Source organism: Vibrio sp. 947, assembly GCF_033339115.1.
Lineage (GTDB): Bacteria > Pseudomonadota > Gammaproteobacteria > Enterobacterales > Vibrionaceae > Vibrio > Vibrio alginolyticus.
Genome location: NZ_JAWOTX010000003.1, coordinates 276,689 through 300,047, shown reverse-complemented (window position 1 = coordinate 300,047; position 23,359 = coordinate 276,689). Strand labels below are relative to the sequence as shown.

The following is a 23,359-nucleotide window of genomic DNA, read 5'->3' as shown; positions in this document are numbered from 1 at the left end:
GGTTATGAGAGTACGAAGCTTGAAAAAGTGAGTTTTATAGCTTTGTAGTTGCCGCATAGTTAGGACTATGGATTTAGTTATGAGTAAGAATAAAAAATGCCTGCTAGTTACGTTTGATTACACCCAAAAAGGTAAAAGTGCGACTAGTTTTGCAGCAGGGGTGCTTCTATCCGAGTGCAGGCAGCACAAGGACTACGGTAAGAAGTTTACTGCTGAGCACCTGTCAATTGATATGAATAAAAATAAGGCACTTAACCTGTCAGCAGGGGAGATAGCAAACAGAATTAATGAGCAACATAAGCTGGAAGAGATTGATGGCTTAGCTTTAGGTTGTTACGTATGGAACAGCGAGCTAATTGAGCCCTTGATAACGCAACTGAAGGATAAAGGCTTTAAGGGAAACATTATTCTTGGGGGATACCAGGTTCATGAGTCGAGCTGTGAAGCACTTTATCCTGGTGGTGATATTTACTTGCCCAGCTATGCAGAAGCCTCTTTGCCAGAAGCGTTTATGCAGGACAAATTGATCCGCAAACTTATTTTAAACAACAAGTTCGAGTTTGCGTCACGTCATTCACCATATTTAAATGGTTCGATTGAGCTTGATGAATATCAGCCAATGGCGCACTGGGAAACGCAACGTGGTTGTTATTATGCGTGTTCATTTTGTGCTCACCGTGATGTGGCTGGCAATAAAGTACATGATTTCTCGATGGAGACCATAAAGAAGGAACTGGACTTATTCAAAGAGAAAAAAGTTCAGCGAATTAATGTGTTAGACCCGATCTTTCGAAAAGGACGCAGATCATACGAGATTTTGGAGTACGCGATTGGTATTGGACTAGAAGCAGAACTCGTCTTTCAAGTGCGTTTTGAGGACATTAATGAGCGCTTGTTAGCGTTGTTTTCAAAGCTAAATACTCATCTCGAGTTTGGTTTACAGACTGCAATCAGGTCTGAATCTATCATAATCAATCGACGCAACAATATTGAGAAAGTATCTTCGGCCATCTCCATGCTTCACGACAAGAATATGTCTTTTGAGGTCAGTCTAATTTATGGGTTACCGACGCAAACATTAGATAGTTTTACTCAAAGTCTTCAATTTCTTCAGGATCGAAAAGTATCGAACATAAAGGCATTTCCCCTAATGCTACTGGAAGGGACGCAACTATCAGACGACAGAGAATCATACGGCATTAAAGAAGGCCATATCGATGATTCAGGGATCTCGCATGTTGTCGAAAGTGACAGCTTCACTAATGAAGAATGGAAAGCAATGAGAGAGCTAGCAAAGAAACTAACAGTTGAGGATTTATCAGAATGTTTATCGTAATCGAGGGTCTAGATGGTAGCGGGAAGTCTACAGTATCAAAGTGCTTGGCCAAGAAACTCAACGCAAAGTGGTTGACTACACCAGGAACTGACTTCAAAACCACACGCAAACATCTCGATGCTGTGTTTAAGAATAATCCCAAGGCAAGGCAGTTGTTCTACATGGCTACTGTGCTCAACGTGGCTGATGAAGCTCAACGTTTGATAGATTCTGGCCAACACGTCGTGTTAGACCGTTATTGGTTGTCAACTCAGGTCTATCATTGCTGGATGTCCAATGGACAACACTACAAGCTTCATGAAATAGAAAGTGAACTCTTGAGACCAGATCTTACCGTTTACCTAGACTTGCCTATGGATCAGCGTAACGAAAGAATTAACGCTAGAAACAATTGTACGCTTGAAGACAGAAAGACTTTAACCCTTGAGGCAGATCGTGAATTGCGTGATCTATACGAAGGTATGTGTTATTCACAACCAGTTGGGAAGTGGCTCCTCGTTGATGCCTCACAGGGCGTTGATGCTATCGTTGATACTATATTGAATAGTGGTTGCAAAACTGTCTAGCTCAGGTCAGTGAAAATCGGGCGCATATGGTGCCCGATTTCCACCCGCTGGTTCCTGTTACACAAGGCTGTTTTTGTAAGCTAGAGCCCTCGCGTCCAATGAAAGTTTCACTTTTTTAGGCTCGCTTTGATAGCCCCCCTTTGGCCAGATATACCCTAATGAGGTCATCATGGCCTTGAAGAGTTTGGTTGCAGCAGTCTGCGTGCAATCTTTTTGTTGCTTGCTATCTGGTAGCAAGTGTTTAAATGTCTCCCAATTGTCGAAAATTTCTGTGGCGATGCCATGAACGTGGGGGCGAGAAAGGACAAGTGTGTCATTATCACCTTGGTAGTCTGGATTTTGTAAAATCTGTGACTTAATGAACTTAGCTGGCTCAACAAGGTACTTGTTTTGGTTAACCCCGTTGGGACTCCAAATTTGTTTGTACAGTGCTTTGTTACAGAAATCCTCATCAAATAAAATGTCCTGTTTGGTGATCTCCTCTAGTTGATAGTCGCGCATAATCTCGTACCTCTTGAGCATTGCCAATTCTTCAAAACCGACTTGGTTACTCATGATCAGCCTGTCGGCCTCGGCCCGTGTAATCAGGCGTGCCGCTAAAATAGCCTTGATTCGAGCTTCGAGATCCTGTGCCTTTAGGAGATTGAATCGAAAAATACCTTCTTCAAGTTGTTCATTGCTTGATTGCTGTATTTGGACATTGAAACCAAGCCGATTCAAGTTCCACATCATGCTAAGAGGTTGATTAGCATTGAATAATTTCTTCTTGTCTTCAAATTCATTGCGTAGGATGTCGCGGTCAGAGTCGGTATCACAAAGTTGAGTCGGGACATAATTAAAATGGTCATTTAGAGTCAAGTAGAACGTAATATTTTTACTTGCACGGAAGCGCCTTGAGAAATTGACCAACTCATCGATCCCCAGCACTAGGTCACTGACTACGTTAACATTGTCTGTATAATCAGATTCACATGAGTAGCCAGAAGCCAGGCACGGTGATGCCATAATCATGTCGTACTGGGTGCACTCTTCTGAAGGTGATGTCAGAAAACTCGCTTGAGCTTCCATGTTCTTGTTGCTGCCAGTTAGTACCAAAACCTGTTTCTTAAGTGCAACTTTTTCACAAGCTTGCCCACTCTTATCAGTCAATCCCATGTCGATCATTGTCATGCGCATTGACCTTAGAGAGTCGAAAAGGATGACATTTTCCCCTTTGAGCTTGCTCGATGTATTGCCAAAAGCGGCAAATTTATTTGCGATAGTGACGTTGATGTTGCTGTATGGGTTTTGCGTCGCGCGGATGATTTGGATGCTTTTACGATGCTTACGCAACCAGCGTAGGGTGGTATCTGTAATATCGGCATCGGCAACAACGACCTTGGGAACCTTCTGGATCGCTAGAGTCAGTACGTCAAATACCTCGTCACGCATCGTGTCGTTGTGCCCACAGACATTAGTCATAACCTTTTCAAATTCATCAATAATGAGTATGTCGCAGTTCAGGATGACTGAAGCTAGATGATCTTTATAGGCACTGTTAACGACAACACCCAGTGACGTTGCGTTTTCGATCTCAAATAATGAGTCATTCTTGTAATTTACTGCTCCAACAGATTCACAAAGCTGCTTTACGAGGGGAATTAGGTACGAGAGATAAACTACCTTTTTGTTTTCAGTGGCTGACCTTATCAGTGGCTGCAATGCAAGTTTTGTTTTCCCTGTGCCTGTTTTTCCTAGCAATACTGTTGTATCAAATTGAGTGTCCTCGATGAGGTAGCTGACATTGTCGAACGACTCAACTTCAACAAATCGGTCGAATTCAGTCACTTTCGTAGCATCACTAAGCATCGACTCATAATTGGTCGTTGTTTTGTTTAAGGCGTTGAGGAGCTTCTGGTAACCATTCGAACCAGCATCAAGGTAGTGCGATAGGCAAGATTCGGAAGTTTCGAAATGGAGTGGAATTTTCTGAATCAGATTCCTCGAGATTGAGTCAGCAAGCGTTGTGCTTCTGAAAAGTTTGTAGCCTTCGAGCAGTGTTTGAACTGTGCTGAGCCTGTCAAAATGGATTCCAGTTGCCAAATCAAATATTGGCAAGCGAGCATTTGCCACGTTCTCAGCTAGTGCTTTTTCTGAAAGTTCAGGGTGCTTCTTAGAATCGATTACTATTTCAATATCACGAATACTGGCTTGCTTATAAGACCTCGCAATCTCAAAAAAATTATTTTTTCCATACATCGGAGCGACGATTCTTCGGTCTGAACATACATAATTTATACCATTGGATATGAGGATAGAGATTTTGTTCTCCTGAAGGTTTTTGATTCCGATATGTTCGCTAGTTGTTGATTTATTTAAAATTTTCATAGTGTAATTTCTTATTGTTATGATTTTTGGGTACGCCTCGCCTGACGTCAGATTGATGATCACTCAGTATCTGAACGCTAGAACAAGGGATTGGATTTTGATTGAACTAGGTTTGCTAGGTAAGCATCGATGTGCCCTTCAAACTGTTGAACCTGTTTGAGGGCATTGCATTGAGTAGAAGCAAGTCACCTTGATACCAGCTAACCCAAAACTTCGTTTTGAATTGTTCGATTTGGCTCTGTAGGCGGCGTATGCACTTAAAGTTCAACCAATTGTTTGGCGTGAGTGAAGTACACCTAAAAAAGGAGTAGACCACTTTGGTTGAACGGTTGGTTCCGCTTGATAAGACCGTTGAAAGTGTCTGTTTTGTTGAGTTCCTGTCGAAGTTTCGCATGACTTTATATCGTTGATTTGAGCGAATCATACCCGCCTAACAATGTGGTCGTCCATATACTACTACTTATATATTCAATGGCTTAGCATGCTATTTTTGGATTCGACGTGTAATCAATCATTTATGCGCTGGAATTTTTGTACAAAAAAGGCCACTTTCTCTGTTTTATTATAAAAATGACAAAGTGGCCGCCCAAAGCTGTGCTTTGAAGTTCGTCGAATGGTTCATGAGCGAAGCTCATGGATTTCGTCCTTAGTAACCTTAATTACTCTAAATTCGGGTGAGTCTGTGTCGGAGGGGTGGTTCCTAAATTGCGGTTCGGGTTTTAGGAACTAACAAGGCTTTGCCCCAAAACAACTTAGAGTAGATGCTCTTCATTAAACAAGCACGATTGTGTTGACCAACTTTTTCCAATGTTAGAAGCTCATGTTACATAGCTTGTTTCCTTGAAGGTCAATATGGATAGTAATAGTAAGGTTATCTATAAAATTACATACCCAAACGGGAAGATCTACATCGGGAAAGATCTCACAAATAGTATAAATTACTGGGGAAGTGCTAAAAGTGATGTAATCGCTGAGGATTTCAGCTTTGAAGAACGGATGAATATGACTATTCACCGTGAAATCATCTTCTTTTCTGACAGCGCTGATGAGGTCAACAAGAAGGAAGCTGAGCTGATTCGTCAGTACAACTCTAACAACCCTGATATAGGGTATAACCGATGGCCCAAGTACAAATGAAAGATATCCTTTTTGAGTTGGCGGAACTTAACTTAGCTCAATGTGAATAGGCAACTTTAGCATGAACAAAAAATCAGTATTGTTAGTTACAATGTTCACAATGATGCCAGCAATTGCTGGCGTTAACCTTCAATGTGATGTGAGTACAAAGTGCAATGCGTACGTAAAGAATTGCGAAAAATCACCTTACCAATTTTCCGTTTTCATTGAACCCGATAATAAAATGGTGATTTTGGGCAATACTAATATTCACGCTGATTTCACGAACCAATCAGAAGTTACCTTTCAGCACATTGGCTACACGTTCTCTATCAATAAGTACGAGTATTCCGCGACTCTTACAAATCAAGAAGAAGTACGTTTTGGGACATGCAAGAAAGTCGAACCAGCATGGTGATTACACTTAACAAATAAAGATTAAACTCTACGCTACAAGCGCTTTATTTTAAGCCACTTTTTGGAAGGAATTGTGCGTTGGTTGTCTCCTGAGTGTTTTTGCTTTGTGGAGCCTTGTCACAGGTTTGTCCTACCAGAGCTTATCCGATGATTCTTAAACTATCAGAAAAGGAAACCCATTTCTGTCCAAGGACGTGTTGACGGCGACTTCGACAAGCATCAAGGGGGTTCTGATTAATCTGATTCTGATTTTTGACTACAATTAAATTTATTAGTCAGGAAGCGTAAGTATGGATGGCTTTAGTCTAGTGATGCTGTTTATTGCTGGGGTATTGATTTCACTTAGCCTTTCAAGCTTTCGTCGTACAGCAGAAAAAAATCGGCAGGAAGAGATAAACCGCAGCTCTAGGCGAATTAATCAAAAGGTGAATGAGTATCTAGAACTCGGAATTAGGCCTATCGATTCAGAGATTCGCAGTAAGCGTAATGAGTATATGCTTGAAGAAGCAAGTTTTGATTTATATCGATACAAGTCGACTGGTCGAGTCGCAGGGCATGGGTTCCGATACCGAATGAGAATTGCTAAAGGGTTGACGTACAATGCTGGAGTGGGACAACTGCACGCAAATAAAGACTGGGTGAAGGATGACAAGGCCCTAGTTACTATATCCAATCAAGCAATAATCTGCACATCAACCACGAGTTCTAAACGATTTACCTGGACATCATTGGCAAAGTTGGAAGTCTTTGCTAATGGGTTTGTTTTGACGCCCTCAAGAGGGGCGGTGTTAATGTTTGAATGTGAAGAGCCTACATCTATACACCATTCTGTTTTAGCCCTACTTTGTATGGAGCAAGAAGAATCTGGCACTCTAGCTACAGCGCATATTCTACAGGGAGAGGATGATAACGGTAATGAAGAGTCTCAAAGTTCAGACTCCTCGAACGACGAGTCCATCCATACAAACGATTTTGTAAATGAAGATGGAGTTAACTCTTTCCATTGCGTATTTCGGTGATTGCGATCGCTCGTTTCGGTTTATTCCGATCACCTGATCCTGCCGTTTTTCTCTCTTCCTATTTTTACTCTAAGTGATCGGATTGCGCCAGTTTTCTCATTGACTCGCCTCCCAGTTCTATTCGATGACTATTGTGAACGAGACGATCCATGAGAGCGTCAGCGACGGTGGCGTTGCCGATCATGTTGTACCACTCCTTTACGGGTAGTTGACTGATGACGATTGTGCTGCTGTTTTGGTAGCGGTCTTCAAGCACTTCTAACAAGTGACCTGCATGTTCTTGAGTCAGTTTCTCCATCCCCCAGTCGTCGAGGATCAGTAGAGCTTTCTTAGCCAACGATTGAAGTTGCTTTTGATAACTACCATCCAGACGACCTGCGGTCAGGTCATCGAGCAAGCGAGTTAATCGGTAGTATCTGACCGTTTGCTGTTGGTCGCAGGCGCTGGTTGCCAGTGCGCAACCAAGATACGTTTTACCTGCGCCTGTTGGGCCTGTGATCAAGATGTTCTGGTGCTTGTGCAGATAGCCCCCCGTTAGCAGTTCGCTCATCTGCTTGCGGTTGATGTTTCGTCCCTCCTTGTAAATAAGTTGGCTCGGCTGAGCATCCACTCTCAGCTTGGCTTGTCGTTTCAGGCGTTGGATTTTGGTTTGATTGCGATTCAAGATTTCACTTTCCAGAAGTAGGCTTAACCTCTCCTCGAAGTCCAGCTCTGCGTAGGTGGTCAGTTGCTCTTGTTGCTGCTCTAACGCTTTCGCCGCATGACTTAAGCGCAGGGTTTTGAGTTGGTCATTCAGTGCGTTCATATCCTTTCTCCTAGTGATAACAGTTCGGGCCACGAACATTGCTGTGAACAAGGTTCGGCGTATTCGCTTTATCTTTACTCAGTTGTCCTTCACGATTGTTCTTGAGTAGATTGTTGACGAAGGTGTAATTGGGTTTTGTCAGCATCAATGCATCTTTACAGGCTTGTTCTAGGCGCGACTCGCCATAGGTTTTACTCAGATTGAGCAGCCCAAGACAGGAACGGTAGGCCTGCTCTGGATGAGGTTTGGCGTTCAGCATCTTATTGACGACCTCTCGTGTGGCTGGGCCGATATTGGCTCCCCAGTTGAGCAAGCGTCCAGGCGACCACTTTTGATGTTGATGGTTACTCGGCATGTGCTCTGGTTGAGTGCTGTTTCCACGTTCCCTTTGGCTGCGTGGATGTTGAGCGATCAAGTTACCTTGGTGGTAGATCTGCACCAGACGGTTGGAGGCTTCCAGCTCGACATGGTGGCCAACCAGTTGATGGGGAACCGAGTAGTAGTGACGGCGATATTCGATGTGATAATCAGGCCCAACTTTGGCTCGCTTGGTTTCGGTATAGAGATATCGCTGTTTAGGAAGGGGCTTTAACGCGGGTTTATCGAGTTTGTCGAACAGTGCTTTGCGGCTCGCACCATACTGCTTCATCTCACGTTCGTTTAAGTCATTCATAAGCTCACGGATGGCGAGGTTCAGCTCTTTGAAGGTATGGAAGGTTTGATGGCGAAGTCGCATCATGATCCAACGTTCCACTAGGAGGACGGCATTCTCTGCCTTGGCTTTGTCTTTCGGTTTGTAGGGGCGAGCTGGCATTACGGCGGTTTGATAGTGATTCGCCAGTTTCTGATAGCTGTCGTTCAGTCTCGGCTCATAACGATTCGCTTTGGTGACCGCGCTGCGTAGATTATCGGGGACCAAGAGATGGGGGACGCCACCGAAGTGCTCGAAGGCATTGGCATGCGCCTCTAACCAGTAAGACTTCCCTTGGCTGGGGAAGGCTTCCACATAGGTGTAGTTGGACGCGCCTAAGCTTGCTACGAACACTTCTGCTTCGCGCACTTCGCCTGTGTCAGGATTGACTACCTGAAGCCGAGGCCCACAGTAATCGATAAACAGCTTATCACCTGCCACATGGAGCTGACGCATACTGCGCTTTTGGGTTTTGAACCAACGAGTGAAGTGTTCACAGAACTGAGTGTAAGCGTAGGCCTGCTCTTGATATTGCTCATGATATTCCTGCCAGAGCAGCATCTTCGTCATGCCTTTGCGTCTGAGTTCGACAGCGTATTGCGTAAAGTCTGGCATCACCTTATCGCGACAGGCTTTCTTGCCGTGATACAACACCTGAGTGAGTTCTGTGTCACTGCAACCTTCGGGTAGAGGCCAGCCAAGTTGGCTTTGTTTAAAGCGAGTGAGGAGTTCCGAGATGGTGGACGGCCCGAGTTTAAGGCAAGAAGCGATGCTGCGATTTGAGAGACCGCAGTCGTACTTCAGGCGTAATACCTCTTTAATTTTGTTCATTGGAGTTCTCTTTTTAGCCATGGTCGCTTCCTTACGTTCTTGTTTAAGAAGTAAAGAATAGCGAGTGATTGATTTAAAAGAGAAAAAGGAAGGATTTCGGGCATTCCGATCGCGGTTTTCGCTATTCCGATCACCGATTTCGGAGTTAGGCTAAAAGTGATCGGATAATCGCGGAATCAGTGATCGGTTTAAACCGAAATGGGTGATCGGATAATCCCGAAATGACTGATCGGAATGCTCCGAAATATGCATCCATAAGCGAAGTGCAACTTGCGACGCTCATGGTATTCGCTCTGGAGATCATGAAACTACAAGTAGTTCTATGTCTTATGAGGTTGTTAGAGAAAAAGAGAAAGTTGCGAGAAAGCTGAAGAAATGGGCAGTAAATCAGCATCAAATCAATGCGCAGATTCTTAATGCTTTCCTTAAGTTAAGGCGATATGGGAGTGACCGAGTCACAGTATCGATGATGCGGAATCAACTGCCGAACATAAAGAGTTTTCAATCAAACTTTGATCAAATGAAGTCCATCTCTTCCAAAAATCATGGCAAAGTATTTGATGTATCAGGAGACGAAGTGACTGTTTGGTCTATAGTTGAAGCAGAAGTACTCGAATACGAAAGGGTAGTATTTCCTGATATTGATTGTTGATTGATCAATTTGTTTGGCTTGCAATCATATGGATATTGGCACAGCTTTGTTCAAATGTTTGAAACAACCCTCAGCCTTCGATATTTCTTAGGTGTTTCATTAAAAACTCTGTGAAATACAGTGGCATTTCAATGTGTTGGGACTCGCTTTCAGCGGAACCTTGAGTACCCGTTAGTTTGATAGTTTTGTGTGGGCTGCACTTGGTTATGTAAGATGGCAGCGATTTCGCGCGGGTGCGATTACTACTTTTGATCTCCACAGGAATAATGCGACCAAGCTCGTCGCTGATGATGAGCTCCATCTCGGCTCTAGCATCGCTCCATGAAAAAGTTGGTTCAATGCCCAACGACGCTAGTTCCTGGTGAACAAAGCTTTCAGCAATATACCCCTTGTATTCATGGCCTTGTCGTTTGATCTCAAGGTAACTCGTGTCCAGCAAATGGTGTAGTAGACCGACGTCAAGTAGATACAATTTGAATGTATTTTCTTTTATATGTGCGACGAGTGGAGCCTTTAGCTGCCCCTCAATAGGGTAGTTCTTTAACACCAACTGGCGCTTTTGAAGCCAAGTAATGGCGCTTTCGTATTCTGCATAACGTGATTTTCTCTCGTGGACACCTTTAAACTTGAAGCGCTTTACTGACTTGTCATGAACTGATGAGAGTTGGGCTGGGATGCTTCGAAATACAGACTCAAGTAACATAGCGTTAACGCTACCAGAGTGTTGTCTGAAATCATGCATGTAATCTTCAATTAGTCTTCTGTGGACTTCAGAGACAGCTTCTATTCGTTGAAGAATACTGGTTTCGGAGTTTTCGAACCATGTTTTAACGGCTTCAGGCAGGCCGCCGACGAAGTAGTAGTCATTCAGAAGGTCAGTTAGTTTGGCGTGTGCAACTGGCGAGTTAAGCTGTTGTTCAAAAGCTTTTTGCAATGTTTTTTCACCCGACGCCCAGACAAACTCTCTGAAGCTTAAAGGTCTTAAACAATGTTGCTCGACTTTGCCTACGGGGAATGATGTAAGAAGACCAACAGTAGAGCCACAAGCTGCGATATATGCCCCTGGGGCTTGTTCTGCGAAGTATTTGAGGGAGGTAACGGCTCTCGGGCACTCGCCAATCTCATCCAGAATGAGAAGATCTGTGTCTAAATTGAAGGCTTCTCCAGTTAGGAGCTCAATGTTAGTAATGATGGCCTTTGGGTTTAGAGACCCAGAGAAAGCTTCCATTAACTGAGGGCTTTCTAAAAAATCGATTTTTAGAACTTTTTTAAATTCTCTGCCGAGAAGATCTTGCAATAGGAATGTCTTGCCTGTTTGCCTAGCCCCTTCAATGAGTAGAGGTTTCCTGGTTTTGCTATTTTTCCACGCGATTAGTTTTTGCAGATGTTTCCGATTCACCGAGGCATCCTATTTAAAAGCTTTGAGCATATATAATTACACCTTAATGCGCACAAAAATGCAAAGTCAAATCATTATTGGCGCATAAAAGTGTATTGTAGTTCTTTTAAGTGTGCATAAAACTGGGGTAAATTTTCACGTTGGGCATCTAAGCTCGCCCTTAGAACGACGGGCTCTCTACAAAACCATACTTGTCTGGTATTTTGAAAACTCAGGAATCTTCGCTGAAGGAAAACGATGCCATATTGCAAAACCGCCTTAATTGTAACCGAGCAAATGAATACGCCATTGGTACTAGACCAACTGGCCCAAACAATGTTCAATGCCCCCTGTGCTGTTCAGTGTGAGTGGAATCCTGATCAATTTGCTATAGACAATGGCATGAACAACATTCGTGCTGTGGTTGATAATGATAGGGGGCTCATTATGTTGCATTGCCGCTACTCACCATACATTGATATAGGCGAAGAGATAGTCAAACAGTTCGCAGAAGAGCAAGGGTACTCAACGGAAAGCTTGGAGTGATAGATTAGATTCCTGCTCTTCAAAAATGGCCACTTTCTCTGTTTATATATAAAAATGAAAAAGTGGCCTGGCTCAAAGCTAACCAAAGCTGGCGCTTTGAATTAAGTCGACCTCTTCATGAGCTATGCTCATGGTTTACCATTGCTAGAGACTTTTCCTGATTTTAATAACTTCTCTGTGTTGTAAGCGTAGTCTCACTTCAGTACGCAGACATCTCTGGTAAAGCCCCAAGGCGATTAATGACCTCCAGATGACCTGCAAACTTTCGAATGCTCAATGCATCTACGATAATGGCACTCGCGATTTGAAGAAGATCCAAATTCTTACGATGCTCTTTGAAGTCATTTATTATTTGCTGCTTTAGTGAAACGTCGAACTCAAATCTAAATCGTGGGTAACCACCTTGGTCTTCATATTGGATAACAAGGTATTGTGAATGGCTATAGAACATAGATGAGTAGAGCTCAAAAAGCTCATCAATTCTTTCAAAATCAGCAGTAGTGAAACTAAATTGATTGTGTCTGAAATCGAAATCGGTGATTTCTAGCGTGTTAATTAACGTTATCGTGAGCATGTAACAAACCAACTTTGGAGCTTTGATAAAACCTGAGTTGGTTGGCTGTTTATCCATGATTTCTAAGCATGAATTCGAGCGTAAGTTGTTGGTAAGGTAGGCTACTTGCGGAAGTTCGCTGATGTTAAATTTAATCATTGTGTATCGCTCTTTTTGTTGAAAGATTACTAGAAAACTGGCACGACAAATCCACCGCTGTTAAGCAGTGTCGAATTGAATGTCTGAATTTGATTGCTGAGTTGTTCATCATGTCTCCAATTTGCCAATAAAAATACAGTTCACACTTACTCGACGAATCGAGCGTTTGGTTATTAGTATTTTTATTAACAGTCGGATACACGAATCAATAGAAGGCATATCTGAACACCAAAGAGTAGTCTTTGGATGCAATTAACTTAGTCAGTAAAATTTCATCGACAAGGCTGAGTAAGCAAAAAATTCTTAGATGTGATCTAGGTCTCTAAATTGTGGGTGATTGCTCTAAAGCTGTTTAAGCCATTACTCATTTGATAAAGGGAGGGCCACTTTCTCCATTTATATATAAATATCCAAAAGTGGCTAAACCAAAGCTTCGCTTTGAAGAGAGTCGATTGGTTCATGAGCGCAGCTCATGGGGTACCTATGTTGTAGAACTGCTATTCCTGAAGTGGTGGGAAAAAGCGGTAAAGCAAGACAAATGGTATGCTGGTCAGTCATCACAGGATTATGAACTGGTTTTCGTTGAAGGAAGCCTGGATGTAGGAGCAGCCACTGGTGCAATCTTTATGATTTGTGATTGGATGAGTGAAACTAACACTGGGCACGCCAGTAGTAATGTATAGGGGGAGTGATGGATAACTTATCAGTTTTTTGCGCTGATGTTGGTTCAATCAGTGCCAAGAAGTTTGGGTGGGCTGCAAAACTATGGGGTCAAGCTGAGATTATCACAGGCACTGATATCGAATCATTCACGGTGTTGATTTCTAAATCGATTTTACGAAACGAAAAGGTTGCTCTTGGCTTTGAGTGTCCCCTTTTTGTTCCTATGCGACAAGATCCTAAAAGAGTGAATTCGGCTAGGTTCGGAGAGGGGAATAGAAGTTGGAGTGCAGGGGCTGGTACTGGCGCATTAGCCACGGGGCTCGTAGAAGCTCTGTGGGTTATGAACAGACTGAATGAGCTGCTAGGCTGGTCTCCAAACGCAGAGTTTTCTTGGAAGAAATTTCAGGAAACTGATGCTGTTTTTTTATGGGAAGCGTTTGTAACTGCTGGTGCCAAAGGTGTGAGCCATTCAGATGATGCGGTCATCGGCATCAATACGTTCTTAAACTCACTATCAGACTTTGAGGCCTCCAATGCAATTGATGAAAAAACTGTGTTGTCTCTTGTGGGGGCTGCTGCACTCAGGTCGGGGTGGAGTAACGATATAGAAATTTTAAGTACTCCTTGCCACGTGATAAAGGCCCAATGAAAAACCAAACTTAATGACTCTCGCAAATAGTAGCAAGCTCTGTAAGCATCACATTTGCTTATATAAGTGGTTAATTCGGCTTTTTAAAGCTCAGTTACAGCAGTAACCATCTGAGTGTGAAAAAAGGGCCAGCTTTGTGGCTTAGTCTGTACCAGCCCCAAAGTGAAGCTCTCTATGACAGTTGGGACAAAGTGCTAGAGTATTTTCAATAGTGTCTTTACCTCCATCGGCAAGCCTGATGATATGGTGTACCTCTAAGTAAGGGGTCTGATTACTTTTTCTAGTGAAAGGTGCGGGTGACTTACATCGTTCGCATGTACCTTTCGCTCTGAGTAATACTTCAGCCACGACATCAGGGTTTCTTTTGAAAACAGTTATTGTCGCTTGAACTTTCTCTGGATACTCCGAGGCTTGAGATAATCTCTTCGCTCTGTTTTCAGGAGTATCCAACAGTGCATGATTGATGGCGCTCTCTAGATTCTGATTGATGTAATCTATATGAGAACTATTTTCGATTGATGGTTTCTTATGCGGGGCAAGGGTTGCAAATATTTCTTCTGCTGAGTTGATCTCGAAGTAGTAAACCGTCAAATTCTGTTCGCTTCGTTGACGAAGAGCTAATTTACTTAGCTGTAAGTCGAACCTTCGAAAGTCACCTGTGAGCTTGATGTTAAACTCATTACTATTCGATTTAGGTGATACCCAAGCAGTAGACTGAGTTGAAAAGTCGTGTCGCCTAATACCCCAACGCCTGTTGTTATGTTTGGGTTGATGGTGAATGTAGATGTTAAATCCACTTTCTATCATCCCTTGAGCAATTGATAACAGGTGCGTATCTAAGCTGTTTCGTTTCATGGCGTCGTTTTCCAGTAACCAATAAAGAATGGGTATAATCTACATCGTTTTATGGACAAATTCAGTTGTTTACCATCGATAACGAATAGGCCACTTTCTCCATTTATATATAAATATCAAAAAGTGGCTAAACCAAAGCTTCGCTTTGAAGAGAGTCGATTGGTTCATGAACGCAGTTCATGGGGTACTTCTTATTCATTCCTATAGAGTTTAAGAATTCTTAATATGGTTAAGAATTGGTAAGAAACCTCAGGCTAGAGGGTTAGTCTGAGGGCTGTTGAGAGTTAACAGGGCTTAGCTATTCATTAAGGTAGAGCTCAGCCATGCCATCTAAGCGAGTTTTGACTTCTTTCCAGTTCGGCATCACGCTGCTGAGTAACCGCCAAAACTTCTCGCTGTGGTTGTGTTCTGCGATATGACAAAGCTCATGTAAAATCACATAATCAATGCACTCTTTTGGCGCTTTGATGAGGTGTGGATTGAGCATTAAGCTCCCTTTGGCTGAGCAGCTTCCCCATTGCTTTGTCATTGGCAGAACCCGAAAGCTGGGGATGCCTTCAACCCATTTAGCTTGGGGCAGTAACTCCGATAGACGTTCATGGAACACCTGCTCAGCGCGAACCTTGTACCAGTTCTTTACTAGCGCTCGAACCATGGCGGTTTTGTCTTCGTTAAACCTGGTCAAGGTGACCAGTAATTTGCCGCGTGTCATTTTTACTGAGGGCAGGGCATCGGCATCTTCGACGATTTTTAATACGTAGCGGCGACCGAGGTAGAACTGCATTTCACCGCTGATGTATTGCTTAGGTTGTACATACTCCAAGTGGCCTCTGAACTCTTTAAGCGCATCATAAACCCACTTAGCACGCTTCATCACGGCTTGATGAATATCTTCGCGCTCAGCGTCTTCAGGGGCGGTGACGACCACCTCACAATTAGGATGAACCTTAATTGTGATTTTACGCCTTACTTTTTGCTCCGAAGTGGCTTGCACGATTGGTTTACGAACGACTTCATAGCTGACAGCCTCATCGCCATAGACGAAGCTGTATTCCTCGTTGTTGCGCTCGATTGAGCTGACCGATGTCATTAATGGTGACCTGCCAAACCTAATCGAGTGATTTGCACAATTTCGTCGACCAAGATCTGAGCCTTATCGACGCCAAGATCGGCAAACAGTAACGGAAGAATCTCAAGGCTGATCTGGTTTTCGATTTCTACAGGGTTGATAGAAAACTCCGCGACTGCCTTGCGCACTTTCTCGTCAATCTCTAACGCGTAATTAAAGTATTGATCTTCAGTGAGCTGTGCCCCTGCTGTTTCATGTTTCAAAAACAGACCGAAGTAGGCTTGTACATGACGCTTAATTTTGGGGTCTAGCTCTGCGAAGCGATCTGTTGGCATTCCTTCGACTTTGCGCTCCTTCACTTGCTGTTCAAAATCAGCAAATAGGAGATATTGCTTAACAGGCGCATCAAACATCTCTTTGGCTTGTTGAATCGCTTGTTTCAGCAGCTTCGAAAAGTATTCTTGGGCGTATGGGTCATCGGCAAGGTCTTGCTCAATCATCTTAGTGACACGACCTGTGATCGCGTCCTTTTTGTTACGCGCTTCATCATCACTCAGTTGTTCTGGCTTAACATCTTTACCCATGCTACCTACCAGATACGCGCCTTTAGACTCTTGGATCTCAACGCCACCGATGTGCTTGTCTAACATGGTGCGAATACTCTCAGCGTACTCGTCGTAATCAATGGTTTCCTCGGCATCTTCACGTACCTGCTTGCGCAGTTCAGCCATAGACTTAAGTGTTTTTTTGTAGAGTTCGCGTTTATCGTCGAAGCTTTTATCTTCGAAGTAGGTGGCGGATTGCAGAGCAACTTTTAGGCAATTGGAGAAAGCCGTTAACGTTGCGTAGAAGTCTTCACGCTTCTTCTGATTGGTATCGGTGAGCTGTCCTTCAATAGTGTCAATCTTTGGTGCAAGAACCTGACGCAGAGCAGGGCCATCTTGTTTATTTGGCACTTCAGCGAAAATTGCCCATAGCTCACTATAAAGCCCTGGCAGCTTCTTATATTCAGTATCCATGCGGCTGTATAAGCCTTTAAGGTCATCGATATCAAAACCACCTTGGGTGCGCTCGGCCAAGTCTTGGTAGTCCGCAATGGTGGCATCGAGCTCTTTTAAGATGCCACGGTAATCGATGAGGTAACCAAACTCTTTTTTCTGATGCAGACGGTTCACACGAGCGATGGCTTGGATAAGGTTATGTTGTTTCAGCGGCTTATCGATGTACAGCACAGTGTTCTTTGGTTCATCAAAGCCTGTTAGAAGCTTATCCACCACGATCATCAAATCGGGGCCATCGTCTTTGGCGAACTCTTCAATGATGCGTTTGGTGTAGGCTTTTTCATCTTCGTTGCCGACATTATCCTTCCACCAATTTTGCACCATGTCTTTGCTTTCACCATCGACCGTATCGTGCCCTTCACGGGTGTCTGGCGGTGACATAGCGACAACCGAAGTCACTTTGCCAATTTGGTCAAGAAGCTTCTTGTATTGGATGGCAGAGGCTTTTGAGTCGCAAGCAAGCTGGCCCTTTAAACCTTGGCGTTTGAAGTTTTGGAAGTGGTCAGAAATGTCATGAGCGATAAGCTCAATACGACCTTCGGTTTGATAGATTTGGCCTTTCTGAGCGAACTTCTTCTTCAAGTCGGTACGCTGCTTTTCGGTCAGCTTATCAGTGATGCGGTCAAACCAAGCATCGAGCGCTTTGTCGTTGGTGCTTAACTCGGGTACACGTTCTTCATACAGCAAAGGCGTTACCGTTTTGTCTTCCACCGCCTGTTGCATGGTATACGAGTGGATGATCTTACCGAACTTGTTTTCTGTCTTATCATCTTGCAGTAGCGGTGTCCCCGTAAAGCCAATGTAAGCGGCTTTTGGCAACGCTTGTTGCATTCGAATGTTGTTCTCACCGTTTTGGCTGCGGTGGCCTTCATCAACCAGCACAATCATATCTGGGCTGTCGTTATAACACTCTGGCAGTTCAATCGCGGTGCCAAACTTGTTGATGATGGAGAAGATGATGCGCTCGTTGCCTTTGCCGATTTGCTCCGCTAAGCGGCGGCCTGTGGTAGCCATGGCCGTTTTACGATCTTTTTCTGACAATGCACCGCCAGAGGCAAAAGTACGTGCAAGCTGATCTTCCAAATCAACACGGTCAGTAACGACAACAACACGGCACTTGGCGAGCTCTTTAATCCAAATCAGTGCCTTGGACAAAAACACCATGGTGAACGACTTACCCGAGCCTGTTGTATGCCAAATAACGCCGCCGTTACGTGCGCCCTTTTCATCGAAAGAAGTAACACGATCAATCAGGGCTTTAATGCCAAACACCTGTTGATAACGCGCTACGATTTTGCCCGCTTTTTTATCAAATAAGGTGAAAAGCTGGGTCATTTCCAGTAGGCGGTCATGGCGAAGCAACGACACCAACAAGCGGTCTTGGTCTGTCACCATTAAATCACCGCCAGCAATCAGCGATAGGTATTCATCACGTACTTTGGTTGGGCGGTGCGCAAACAGTTTATCTAACTGTTCTGGCGTCAGTGGTGCGTTTTTAAGGCGTGCAAAGGTGGCATCGGTGATCTGTTCTTCTTTCCATTTCGCCCAAAACTTACTTGGTGTGCCGCAGGTGCCGTATAAGCCTTCATTTCCGTTCACCGACATAAGTAATTGACTGTAGGCAAATAGGTGTGGGATCTCATCGACTTTTTGGTTGCGGATGTTTTGCGAGATACCCTCGGCAACCGTCGGCTTGCCCTCATGAGATGAGTCAGGGCGCTTGGCTTCAATCACTACCCAAGGCAGGCCATTCACAAAGCAGACAATATCGGGAATACGTTTACCCGTGCCATGCGCATTTTCGACTTCAAGCTCTTCCGTAAAGTGGAACTGGTTGTTTTCTGGGTTTTGCCAATCAATGATATCAATCGTTGGGTTGGCTTTTTTACCCTCCACAAACTCGGTCACGCTAATGCCGTAGGTGAGGGCGTTATACAGCTTTTCATTCGCCGCTTTTAGCCCTTCATTCATGGCAGGGTTGGCAAGCTCATGGACGATTTTATCCATCGCAGCTTCTGATAGGTGGCGATCTTTACCCATAAACGAGAAGGTTTTGTGTTTGAGTACATCACGCAGTACATCAGGCAAAATGACCGTGGAAAAATTGCCACGTTTCATCACACACTCGTTCGGTGGAATGAATTGATAGCCAAGGTTGGTGAGCAAGGTTAACGCGGGAATTTTCGCGCTTTGTTCTTCTCGGAAGTTGGGTAAATTGCCTGACATTGTCGTCCCTTATTATTGAGTTGTTTTTGTTTTTATTGTTGCTTTTACTTTTAATGTAGTTTGCGTTTTTTGGCTTGATTGAAGTCGATAACGTTATTGGGAATGTCTTCGCTCTGCGTGTCAGGGGCAATCTCTTGGTAATATTCATCGATTGCTTGGTTGAGTTCCGCATTCATCTCGTCCAGATAGCTGTCATCTGGGATCCCACGCTTAACCATTTCAGCGTGCATCATCTGTCGACGCAGAGATCCAAATAACTGGCGGATGAGCTTGTCCTCGTTGTCGCCCAATTCGCTGTAGGTCTGCATCCAATCAATGAACATCTCTTCGTCAGGGTGAAAGTAGTCTTTCTTTTGTTTGGTCGAGCGAATTAAACTGTTGATCCACTCATCAAATTCAGCGCACTGTTCATGCCCTTTGGGTAGGGAGCCGATGCGGTACACTCGGTCTTCAAATTGCCAAGCGACATCATTAATGTGGCTTTGTACACTGCGGTCGCCGCGTTGACAAAAGAAAGGTCTAGGATGAAGTTTGATGAACTCATTGAACATCTCTTCGAAGCTCTCTTCATCGCACATTTCGAACTCTTCACCAAAGAACTGCATGTTGTTAAACAGCCGTTCCAGCAGTTGATTAGTAAATTCGAGCCAATCCCCTTTTTGAATGCCGACAAACACCATGGCGTAGCGGGTTTCGACATGCATGGCAATCAGTACCTTTTTGCGTTGAACGTTGACCGCATGCACCAACCAAGCACTGATTGGTACTGTTGGGGTATTCAACACATTCGCGGCTTCAGTGCCACTGACCGAATCCGTTGGCGGCGCTTCTAATGGAGAGACTTTTTTGCCATTGCGTTTTACGGTGAAAAAGTCCGCAGCGGCTTTGGTGCAGTTAAACACTAACATTGTGTAATACCTAGTTTTGGTAACGGCAATAAAGTGTGACGCAGGGCGTCACACTTTGGCCAACAGTTAAGAGACGCTTTACGCCGCAACTTCTTCATCCACTTTTACTCTGCGCTTACCCGTCAAGAGTTGTTGCATCAGTGCCTTTTTCTCTTGCTTAAAGTGAGCAAGCTTAGTCTCAAGCACTTCGGTTTCTTTGTCGGCAGCGGTGAGTACTGAGGCGATTTTTTGTTGTTCTTGCAGGGGAGGTAAGCGAAAGTGAGCTTTATTTATGCCTCCAATCGATAAACCAAATCTTGTAGCGCCTGTAGCCAATGTGAAGAAGTAATATCTTGTTTTTGGCATGGAAAACAAATAATTGATAAATGCACCATTAGCTTGTTGCTTATCTGTTCTGACAATAGCCAAGTGGTAACCACAAACTACCCCGTTTAAGTCCTCACTAACTAAAGCTGGGACGGCTATATCTCCAGGTGTTTCTGAGTCTTTGGTTATAATCACATCATCAACTTCAAGCGTAAACTTATCTATTTCTGACTGCTTGGCTGTAGCCTTCATGAAAGTAAGTTTTTGGGTGATGTTTGTGTTGTAGTAAACATCAGTGTAATTACACAGCTCTACAGGTATTTCACCTTCAACTGTTTTTTTATCAACAGGGCTTACAATCACTTTCGAAAAGTCATTTAAGTACTTATCTTCCCATTCCCCCTCAAACGCCTTGCCCGTCTCAGGGTTCACCAAACGCTTCTTACCCGTCAAAAGCTGCTGCATCAGGGCTTTGTTCTGCTGCTTGCTGGTTTCAATCAGCTTTTCAGTGGTGGCAATCGCTTTGTCCCATGTTGAGAGAATTTTGGCGATTTTGCGTTGCTCTTGGAGTGGGGGAATCGGTACGTGAATATCTTTTATAATCCCAGCACTAAGGTTTTGCTGACCGCCACTATTTGCTAGCTCACGTATATTTTCATACTGACTAGTTAAATATTGGTAGTAATAGTCCACATCGTGCTCTTTGTGCAAAAGCAAAGCTGCGCATGCCTGATTCGTAGATGCTTCGATGCCTAATTTGGCTACTTGACCTCGGGTTTTTCCCTGCCCATACATCGCCATCAGAATTGTATCTTCAGGAAATAATTTGGCTGATGAGTTATCTAGTCCTTCTTGCGTTATTTTTTGCTCGGTATCGGTAATTACGCCGAACTTTACCTCAGAAGTTGTTACCCAAGGTATATGCCCATTCCAGTATGAATCTTTATTCCTGCTTGGAGTTCCACCTGATGTTACTTTTGCTATATCATCAACGACACCTTTCTTCCAACCATTAGGCACCATAACCTAACTCCTCTAGGTAACCCGCCATTTCTGCTTCAAGGTCAGCCAATTCATTTTGTAGCGCTAAACGTTCAGTACGTACCGCAACCAAGTCGATCTCTTCTTCTTCCTCAAAGGTATCCACATAACGAGGGATATTGAGGTTGTAGTCGTTCTCGGCAATCTCTTCTAGGGTCGCTAGGTATGAGTATTTATCGGTAGTTTCACGCGCCTTGTAGGTATCGACAATCTTCTGGATGTTCTCTGGCGTAAGTTGGTTTTGGTTTTTACCCGACTTGAACTCACGAGAGGCATCAATAAACAGCACTTTGTTATCATCTTTGTGCTTTTTGAAGATAAGGATCGCAGCAGGGATACCCGTACCAAAGAATAGCTTTTCAGGTAGACCGATGACGGCCTCTAACAGGTTTTCATCGATAAGCTGCTTACGGATTTTACCCTCTGATGAAGCGCGGAAAAGCACACCGTGAGGCACAACCACACCCATACGACCTGTTTGCGGTTTTAGTGTCTCAATCATGTGTGAGATAAACGCATAGTCCCCCTTGGTTTTTGGTGGGATACCACGACGGAAGCGACCAAAGTGATCGTTAGCGGCATCTTCAAAGCCCCACTTATCAAGGCTGAACGGAGGATTCGCCGTAACCACATCAAAGTGGAGCAGACCGCCTTCTTTATCTTGTAGTTTAGGGTTACGGATCGTATCACCCCATTCAATGCGGTGGTTATCTTCACCGTGCAGGAACATGTTCATCTTCGCTAGTGACCACGTTGAACCAATCGCTTCTTGGCCGAACAGCGCGTACTGCTTAGAACCAGCAAAGTTCTTTTGCACTTGCTTACCACATTTCATTAGTAGCGAGCCTGAGCCTGCGCATGGGTCACAGATGCTATCGCCTGGCTGTGGCTCTAGGATTATGGAAAGAAGATCAGATACCTCTGGTGGGGTATAGAACTCACCCGCCGATTTACCGCTGCCAGCAGCGAAGTGTTTGATCAGGTACTCATAGGCGTTGCCAATTACGTCCAGTGAACCCACACGGCTTGGGCGTAGGTTTAGTGTGTCTTTGCCAAAGTCTTCCAGTAGGTGACGTAGAATGTCGTTTTTTTGCTTTTCGTCACCTAGCTTGTCGGTGTTAAAGCTGATGTCTTGGAATACGTTCTTTAGCTTAGTGCCGTTGGCTTCTTCAATGGCGTGTAATGCCGTATCTATGCGCGTACCGTTGCCAGCTTCAAAACGCGCTTCGTATAAGTCCCAGAAGGTCGCTCCCGCTGGAATCTTGAAGGACTGTTTTGACATCATGGCGGCGATCATCTGCTCATTGCCATCAAACTGCTTGGAAAGCTCATCAAACTTATCTTGGTGTACGTCAGAGATGTACTTTAAGAACAGCATAGTAAGGATGAAATCTTTGTAGATGGATGGATCTACTGTACCTCGGAAGGTGTCACAGGCAGCCCATACGGCTTTGTTGATCTCATCTTGATTGATTGGTGAATTTACCATGGTTTCCCAGCCTTAATTACTTCGATTTTAATTGGTTAGAATTCTGGATTAAGTCAGTAGCAATAGCATTAAGCTGCTGCTGACGGTTGTTGATAAGCTTATGAAGCAGTGCATTTTCCTTGATGCTGGCTTCATAGAGTTTGGCAATCGTGTTTTGTGTCTCGATATTTGGCAGTGCAATAGGTGTAGAGGCTAACACAGGTTTGCGAATGCTGATCTGTAAACTCCCCTCAGAGCCACGTTTTAGGTAACTCTGTGCAGGAGGTTGGTTTAGTTGCCATGTTATAAACTGTGTATTTACCACACCCTTGAGTTCTGGCTTTAAACGCAACAGAAACAGGCTAGGGGAGCAGACGGTACTTTCCAGTTCAGATCCCACATAGCATGCCAGTTGCCTTGCGCCTTTGGCACTGAATAGCACATCGCCTTGTTGTAGCCAGTCAGGTCGTTTTTTTCCTGTCAGATCGGTAACGATAAGGTTATCGGTTACCAGCTCTCCCAGATCTGAAATGTCCTTAGCTTGTACCGCTCGCACACCACCCGAGGGGATATCTCGGATAGCCCCTCTAAAAGGATATCCAGCCTGAATCGTGACAAGCTCGGATAAAGCGACAGATTGTGAGGTACGTTTTCCCTCGATCATGACAACACATTCT

Annotated in this window: 21 protein-coding genes; 9 read left to right on the top strand and 12 right to left on the bottom strand. The window is 44.1% G+C overall.

Annotated features, from left to right (window positions below):
* Window positions 1-79 precede the first annotated feature (79 nt).
* Window positions 80-1,336 (top strand): radical SAM protein, encoded by a 1,257-nt coding sequence (locus R7Q39_RS05765; protein WP_318075896.1) that lies wholly within the window; start codon window positions 80-82, stop codon window positions 1,334-1,336.
* Window positions 1,324-1,902: a dTMP kinase gene (gene tmk / locus R7Q39_RS05760; protein ID WP_031812607.1), complete on the top strand. Its 579-nt coding sequence runs from the start codon at window positions 1,324-1,326 to the stop codon at window positions 1,900-1,902. The genes R7Q39_RS05765 and tmk overlap by 13 nt, the downstream gene beginning before the upstream one ends.
* A 57-nt stretch (window positions 1,903-1,959) precedes the next feature.
* On the opposite strand, the gene R7Q39_RS05755 is transcribed toward tmk, so the two are convergent.
* Entirely contained in the window at window positions 1,960-4,269 is a 2,310-nt protein-coding gene (locus R7Q39_RS05755; protein WP_318075895.1) for a hypothetical protein, read from the bottom strand.
* Window positions 4,270-5,121: 852 nt separating this feature from the next.
* Between R7Q39_RS05755 and R7Q39_RS05750 the strand changes: the two genes are divergently transcribed.
* The 3 genes from R7Q39_RS05750 to R7Q39_RS05740 all read left to right on the top strand — a co-directional run bounded on the left by R7Q39_RS05750 (window position 5,122) and on the right by R7Q39_RS05740 (window position 6,821).
* Window positions 5,122-5,406 (top strand): GIY-YIG nuclease family protein, encoded by a 285-nt coding sequence (locus R7Q39_RS05750; protein ID WP_176703755.1) that lies wholly within the window; start codon window positions 5,122-5,124, stop codon window positions 5,404-5,406.
* A 61-nt stretch (window positions 5,407-5,467) separates the two neighbouring features.
* Window positions 5,468-5,803, top strand: coding sequence for a hypothetical protein (locus R7Q39_RS05745; protein ID WP_318075894.1), 336 nt, complete (start codon window positions 5,468-5,470; stop codon window positions 5,801-5,803).
* A gap of 289 nt (window positions 5,804-6,092) precedes the next feature.
* Window positions 6,093-6,821, top strand: a complete 729-nt coding sequence (locus R7Q39_RS05740; protein ID WP_318075893.1) for a hypothetical protein — start codon at window positions 6,093-6,095, stop codon at window positions 6,819-6,821.
* 64 nt (window positions 6,822-6,885) lie between these two features.
* On the opposite strand, the gene istB is transcribed toward R7Q39_RS05740, so the two are convergent.
* A complete protein-coding gene (gene istB, locus R7Q39_RS05735) occupies window positions 6,886-7,626 on the bottom strand; it encodes an IS21-like element ISVch3 family helper ATPase IstB (protein WP_193257227.1) in 741 nt (246 codons plus the stop codon).
* Window positions 7,627-7,636: 10 nt separating this feature from the next.
* The gene (gene istA / locus R7Q39_RS05730) at window positions 7,637-9,169 is read right to left on the bottom strand and encodes an IS21-like element ISVch3 family transposase (protein ID WP_039425104.1); all 1,533 of its coding nucleotides are present in this window, start codon (window positions 9,167-9,169) and stop codon (window positions 7,637-7,639) included.
* Between the two features lie 301 nt (window positions 9,170-9,470).
* On the opposite strand from istA, the gene R7Q39_RS05725 reads away from it, so the two are divergent.
* A complete protein-coding gene (locus R7Q39_RS05725; RefSeq protein ID WP_318075892.1) occupies window positions 9,471-9,800 on the top strand; it encodes a hypothetical protein in 330 nt (109 codons plus the stop codon).
* A 70-nt stretch (window positions 9,801-9,870) separates the two neighbouring features.
* Here the strand turns inward: R7Q39_RS05725 and R7Q39_RS05720 are convergent, their stop codons facing one another.
* The gene (locus R7Q39_RS05720) at window positions 9,871-11,199 is read right to left on the bottom strand and encodes an ATP-binding protein (protein WP_318075891.1); all 1,329 of its coding nucleotides are present in this window, start codon (window positions 11,197-11,199) and stop codon (window positions 9,871-9,873) included.
* Between the two features lie 237 nt (window positions 11,200-11,436).
* Between R7Q39_RS05720 and R7Q39_RS05715 the strand changes: the two genes are divergently transcribed.
* Window positions 11,437-11,724, top strand: a complete 288-nt coding sequence (locus tag R7Q39_RS05715; RefSeq protein ID WP_318075890.1) for a hypothetical protein — start codon at window positions 11,437-11,439, stop codon at window positions 11,722-11,724.
* 199 nt (window positions 11,725-11,923) lie between these two features.
* Here the strand turns inward: R7Q39_RS05715 and R7Q39_RS05710 are convergent, their stop codons facing one another.
* Window positions 11,924-12,436 (bottom strand): hypothetical protein, encoded by a 513-nt coding sequence (locus R7Q39_RS05710; protein WP_318075889.1) that lies wholly within the window; start codon window positions 12,434-12,436, stop codon window positions 11,924-11,926.
* A gap of 416 nt (window positions 12,437-12,852) precedes the next feature.
* Between R7Q39_RS05710 and R7Q39_RS05705 the strand changes: the two genes are divergently transcribed.
* On the top strand, window positions 12,853-13,119 hold the full coding sequence (locus R7Q39_RS05705) for a hypothetical protein (RefSeq protein ID WP_318075888.1): 267 nt from the start codon (window positions 12,853-12,855) through the stop codon (window positions 13,117-13,119).
* Window positions 13,120-13,127: 8 nt separating this feature from the next.
* The gene (locus tag R7Q39_RS05700) at window positions 13,128-13,748 is read left to right on the top strand and encodes a hypothetical protein (protein ID WP_318075887.1); all 621 of its coding nucleotides are present in this window, start codon (window positions 13,128-13,130) and stop codon (window positions 13,746-13,748) included.
* Window positions 13,749-13,889: 141 nt separating this feature from the next.
* On the opposite strand, the gene R7Q39_RS05695 is transcribed toward R7Q39_RS05700, so the two are convergent.
* The 7 genes from R7Q39_RS05695 to R7Q39_RS05665 all read right to left on the bottom strand — a co-directional run bounded on the left by R7Q39_RS05695 (window position 13,890) and on the right by R7Q39_RS05665 (window position 23,346).
* Entirely contained in the window at window positions 13,890-14,603 is a 714-nt protein-coding gene (locus R7Q39_RS05695; protein ID WP_318075886.1) for an HNH endonuclease signature motif containing protein, read from the bottom strand.
* Window positions 14,604-14,901: 298 nt separating this feature from the next.
* Window positions 14,902-15,693 carry a SprT family zinc-dependent metalloprotease gene (locus tag R7Q39_RS05690; RefSeq protein WP_318075885.1) on the bottom strand — a complete coding sequence of 264 codons (792 nt, stop codon included), beginning with the start codon at window positions 15,691-15,693 and terminating at the stop codon, window positions 14,902-14,904.
* Window positions 15,693-18,959 carry an HsdR family type I site-specific deoxyribonuclease gene (locus R7Q39_RS05685; RefSeq protein ID WP_318075884.1) on the bottom strand — a complete coding sequence of 1,089 codons (3,267 nt, stop codon included), beginning with the start codon at window positions 18,957-18,959 and terminating at the stop codon, window positions 15,693-15,695. Before R7Q39_RS05685 ends, R7Q39_RS05690 begins: the two co-directional genes overlap by 1 nt.
* 50 nt (window positions 18,960-19,009) lie before the next feature.
* Complete coding sequence (locus R7Q39_RS05680) at window positions 19,010-19,867, bottom strand: DUF6933 domain-containing protein (RefSeq protein ID WP_318075883.1); 858 nt, start codon at window positions 19,865-19,867, stop codon at window positions 19,010-19,012.
* A 78-nt stretch (window positions 19,868-19,945) separates the two neighbouring features.
* Window positions 19,946-21,196, bottom strand: a complete 1,251-nt coding sequence (locus R7Q39_RS05675; RefSeq protein WP_318075882.1) for a restriction endonuclease subunit S — start codon at window positions 21,194-21,196, stop codon at window positions 19,946-19,948.
* Window positions 21,186-22,703, bottom strand: a complete 1,518-nt coding sequence (locus R7Q39_RS05670; protein ID WP_318075881.1) for a type I restriction-modification system subunit M — start codon at window positions 22,701-22,703, stop codon at window positions 21,186-21,188. Before R7Q39_RS05670 ends, R7Q39_RS05675 begins: the two co-directional genes overlap by 11 nt.
* A gap of 16 nt (window positions 22,704-22,719) precedes the next feature.
* Entirely contained in the window at window positions 22,720-23,346 is a 627-nt protein-coding gene (locus R7Q39_RS05665; protein ID WP_318075880.1) for a restriction endonuclease subunit S, read from the bottom strand.
* Window positions 23,347-23,359: the final 13 nt, after the last annotated feature.

What these genes read in the sequence shown, in the direction of transcription:
- R7Q39_RS05745 (WP_318075894.1), top strand. Translation starts at nt 5,468, where the DNA reads ATGAACAAAAAATCAGTATTGTTAGTTACAATGTTCACAATGATGCCA.
- R7Q39_RS05690 (WP_318075885.1), bottom strand. Translation starts at nt 15,693, where the DNA reads ATGACATCGGTCAGCTCAATCGAGCGCAACAACGAGGAATACAGCTTC.
- R7Q39_RS05680 (WP_318075883.1), bottom strand. Translation starts at nt 19,867, where the DNA reads ATGTTAGTGTTTAACTGCACCAAAGCCGCTGCGGACTTTTTCACCGTA.
- R7Q39_RS05750 (WP_176703755.1), top strand. Translation starts at nt 5,122, where the DNA reads ATGGATAGTAATAGTAAGGTTATCTATAAAATTACATACCCAAACGGG.
- R7Q39_RS05665 (WP_318075880.1), bottom strand. Translation starts at nt 23,346, where the DNA reads ATGATCGAGGGAAAACGTACCTCACAATCTGTCGCTTTATCCGAGCTT.
- R7Q39_RS05685 (WP_318075884.1), bottom strand. Translation starts at nt 18,959, where the DNA reads ATGTCAGGCAATTTACCCAACTTCCGAGAAGAACAAAGCGCGAAAATT.
- R7Q39_RS05740 (WP_318075893.1), top strand. Translation starts at nt 6,093, where the DNA reads ATGGATGGCTTTAGTCTAGTGATGCTGTTTATTGCTGGGGTATTGATT.
- R7Q39_RS05670 (WP_318075881.1), bottom strand. Translation starts at nt 22,703, where the DNA reads ATGGTAAATTCACCAATCAATCAAGATGAGATCAACAAAGCCGTATGG.
- R7Q39_RS05725 (WP_318075892.1), top strand. Translation starts at nt 9,471, where the DNA reads ATGTCTTATGAGGTTGTTAGAGAAAAAGAGAAAGTTGCGAGAAAGCTG.
- R7Q39_RS05675 (WP_318075882.1), bottom strand. Translation starts at nt 21,196, where the DNA reads ATGGTGCCTAATGGTTGGAAGAAAGGTGTCGTTGATGATATAGCAAAA.
- istA (WP_039425104.1), bottom strand. Translation starts at nt 9,169, where the DNA reads ATGGCTAAAAAGAGAACTCCAATGAACAAAATTAAAGAGGTATTACGC.
- R7Q39_RS05715 (WP_318075890.1), top strand. Translation starts at nt 11,437, where the DNA reads ATGCCATATTGCAAAACCGCCTTAATTGTAACCGAGCAAATGAATACG.
- R7Q39_RS05765 (WP_318075896.1), top strand. Translation starts at nt 80, where the DNA reads ATGAGTAAGAATAAAAAATGCCTGCTAGTTACGTTTGATTACACCCAA.
- R7Q39_RS05695 (WP_318075886.1), bottom strand. Translation starts at nt 14,603, where the DNA reads ATGAAACGAAACAGCTTAGATACGCACCTGTTATCAATTGCTCAAGGG.
- tmk (WP_031812607.1), top strand. Translation starts at nt 1,324, where the DNA reads ATGTTTATCGTAATCGAGGGTCTAGATGGTAGCGGGAAGTCTACAGTA.
- R7Q39_RS05700 (WP_318075887.1), top strand. Translation starts at nt 13,128, where the DNA reads ATGGATAACTTATCAGTTTTTTGCGCTGATGTTGGTTCAATCAGTGCC.
- R7Q39_RS05710 (WP_318075889.1), bottom strand. Translation starts at nt 12,436, where the DNA reads ATGATTAAATTTAACATCAGCGAACTTCCGCAAGTAGCCTACCTTACC.
- R7Q39_RS05755 (WP_318075895.1), bottom strand. Translation starts at nt 4,269, where the DNA reads ATGAAAATTTTAAATAAATCAACAACTAGCGAACATATCGGAATCAAA.
- istB (WP_193257227.1), bottom strand. Translation starts at nt 7,626, where the DNA reads ATGAACGCACTGAATGACCAACTCAAAACCCTGCGCTTAAGTCATGCG.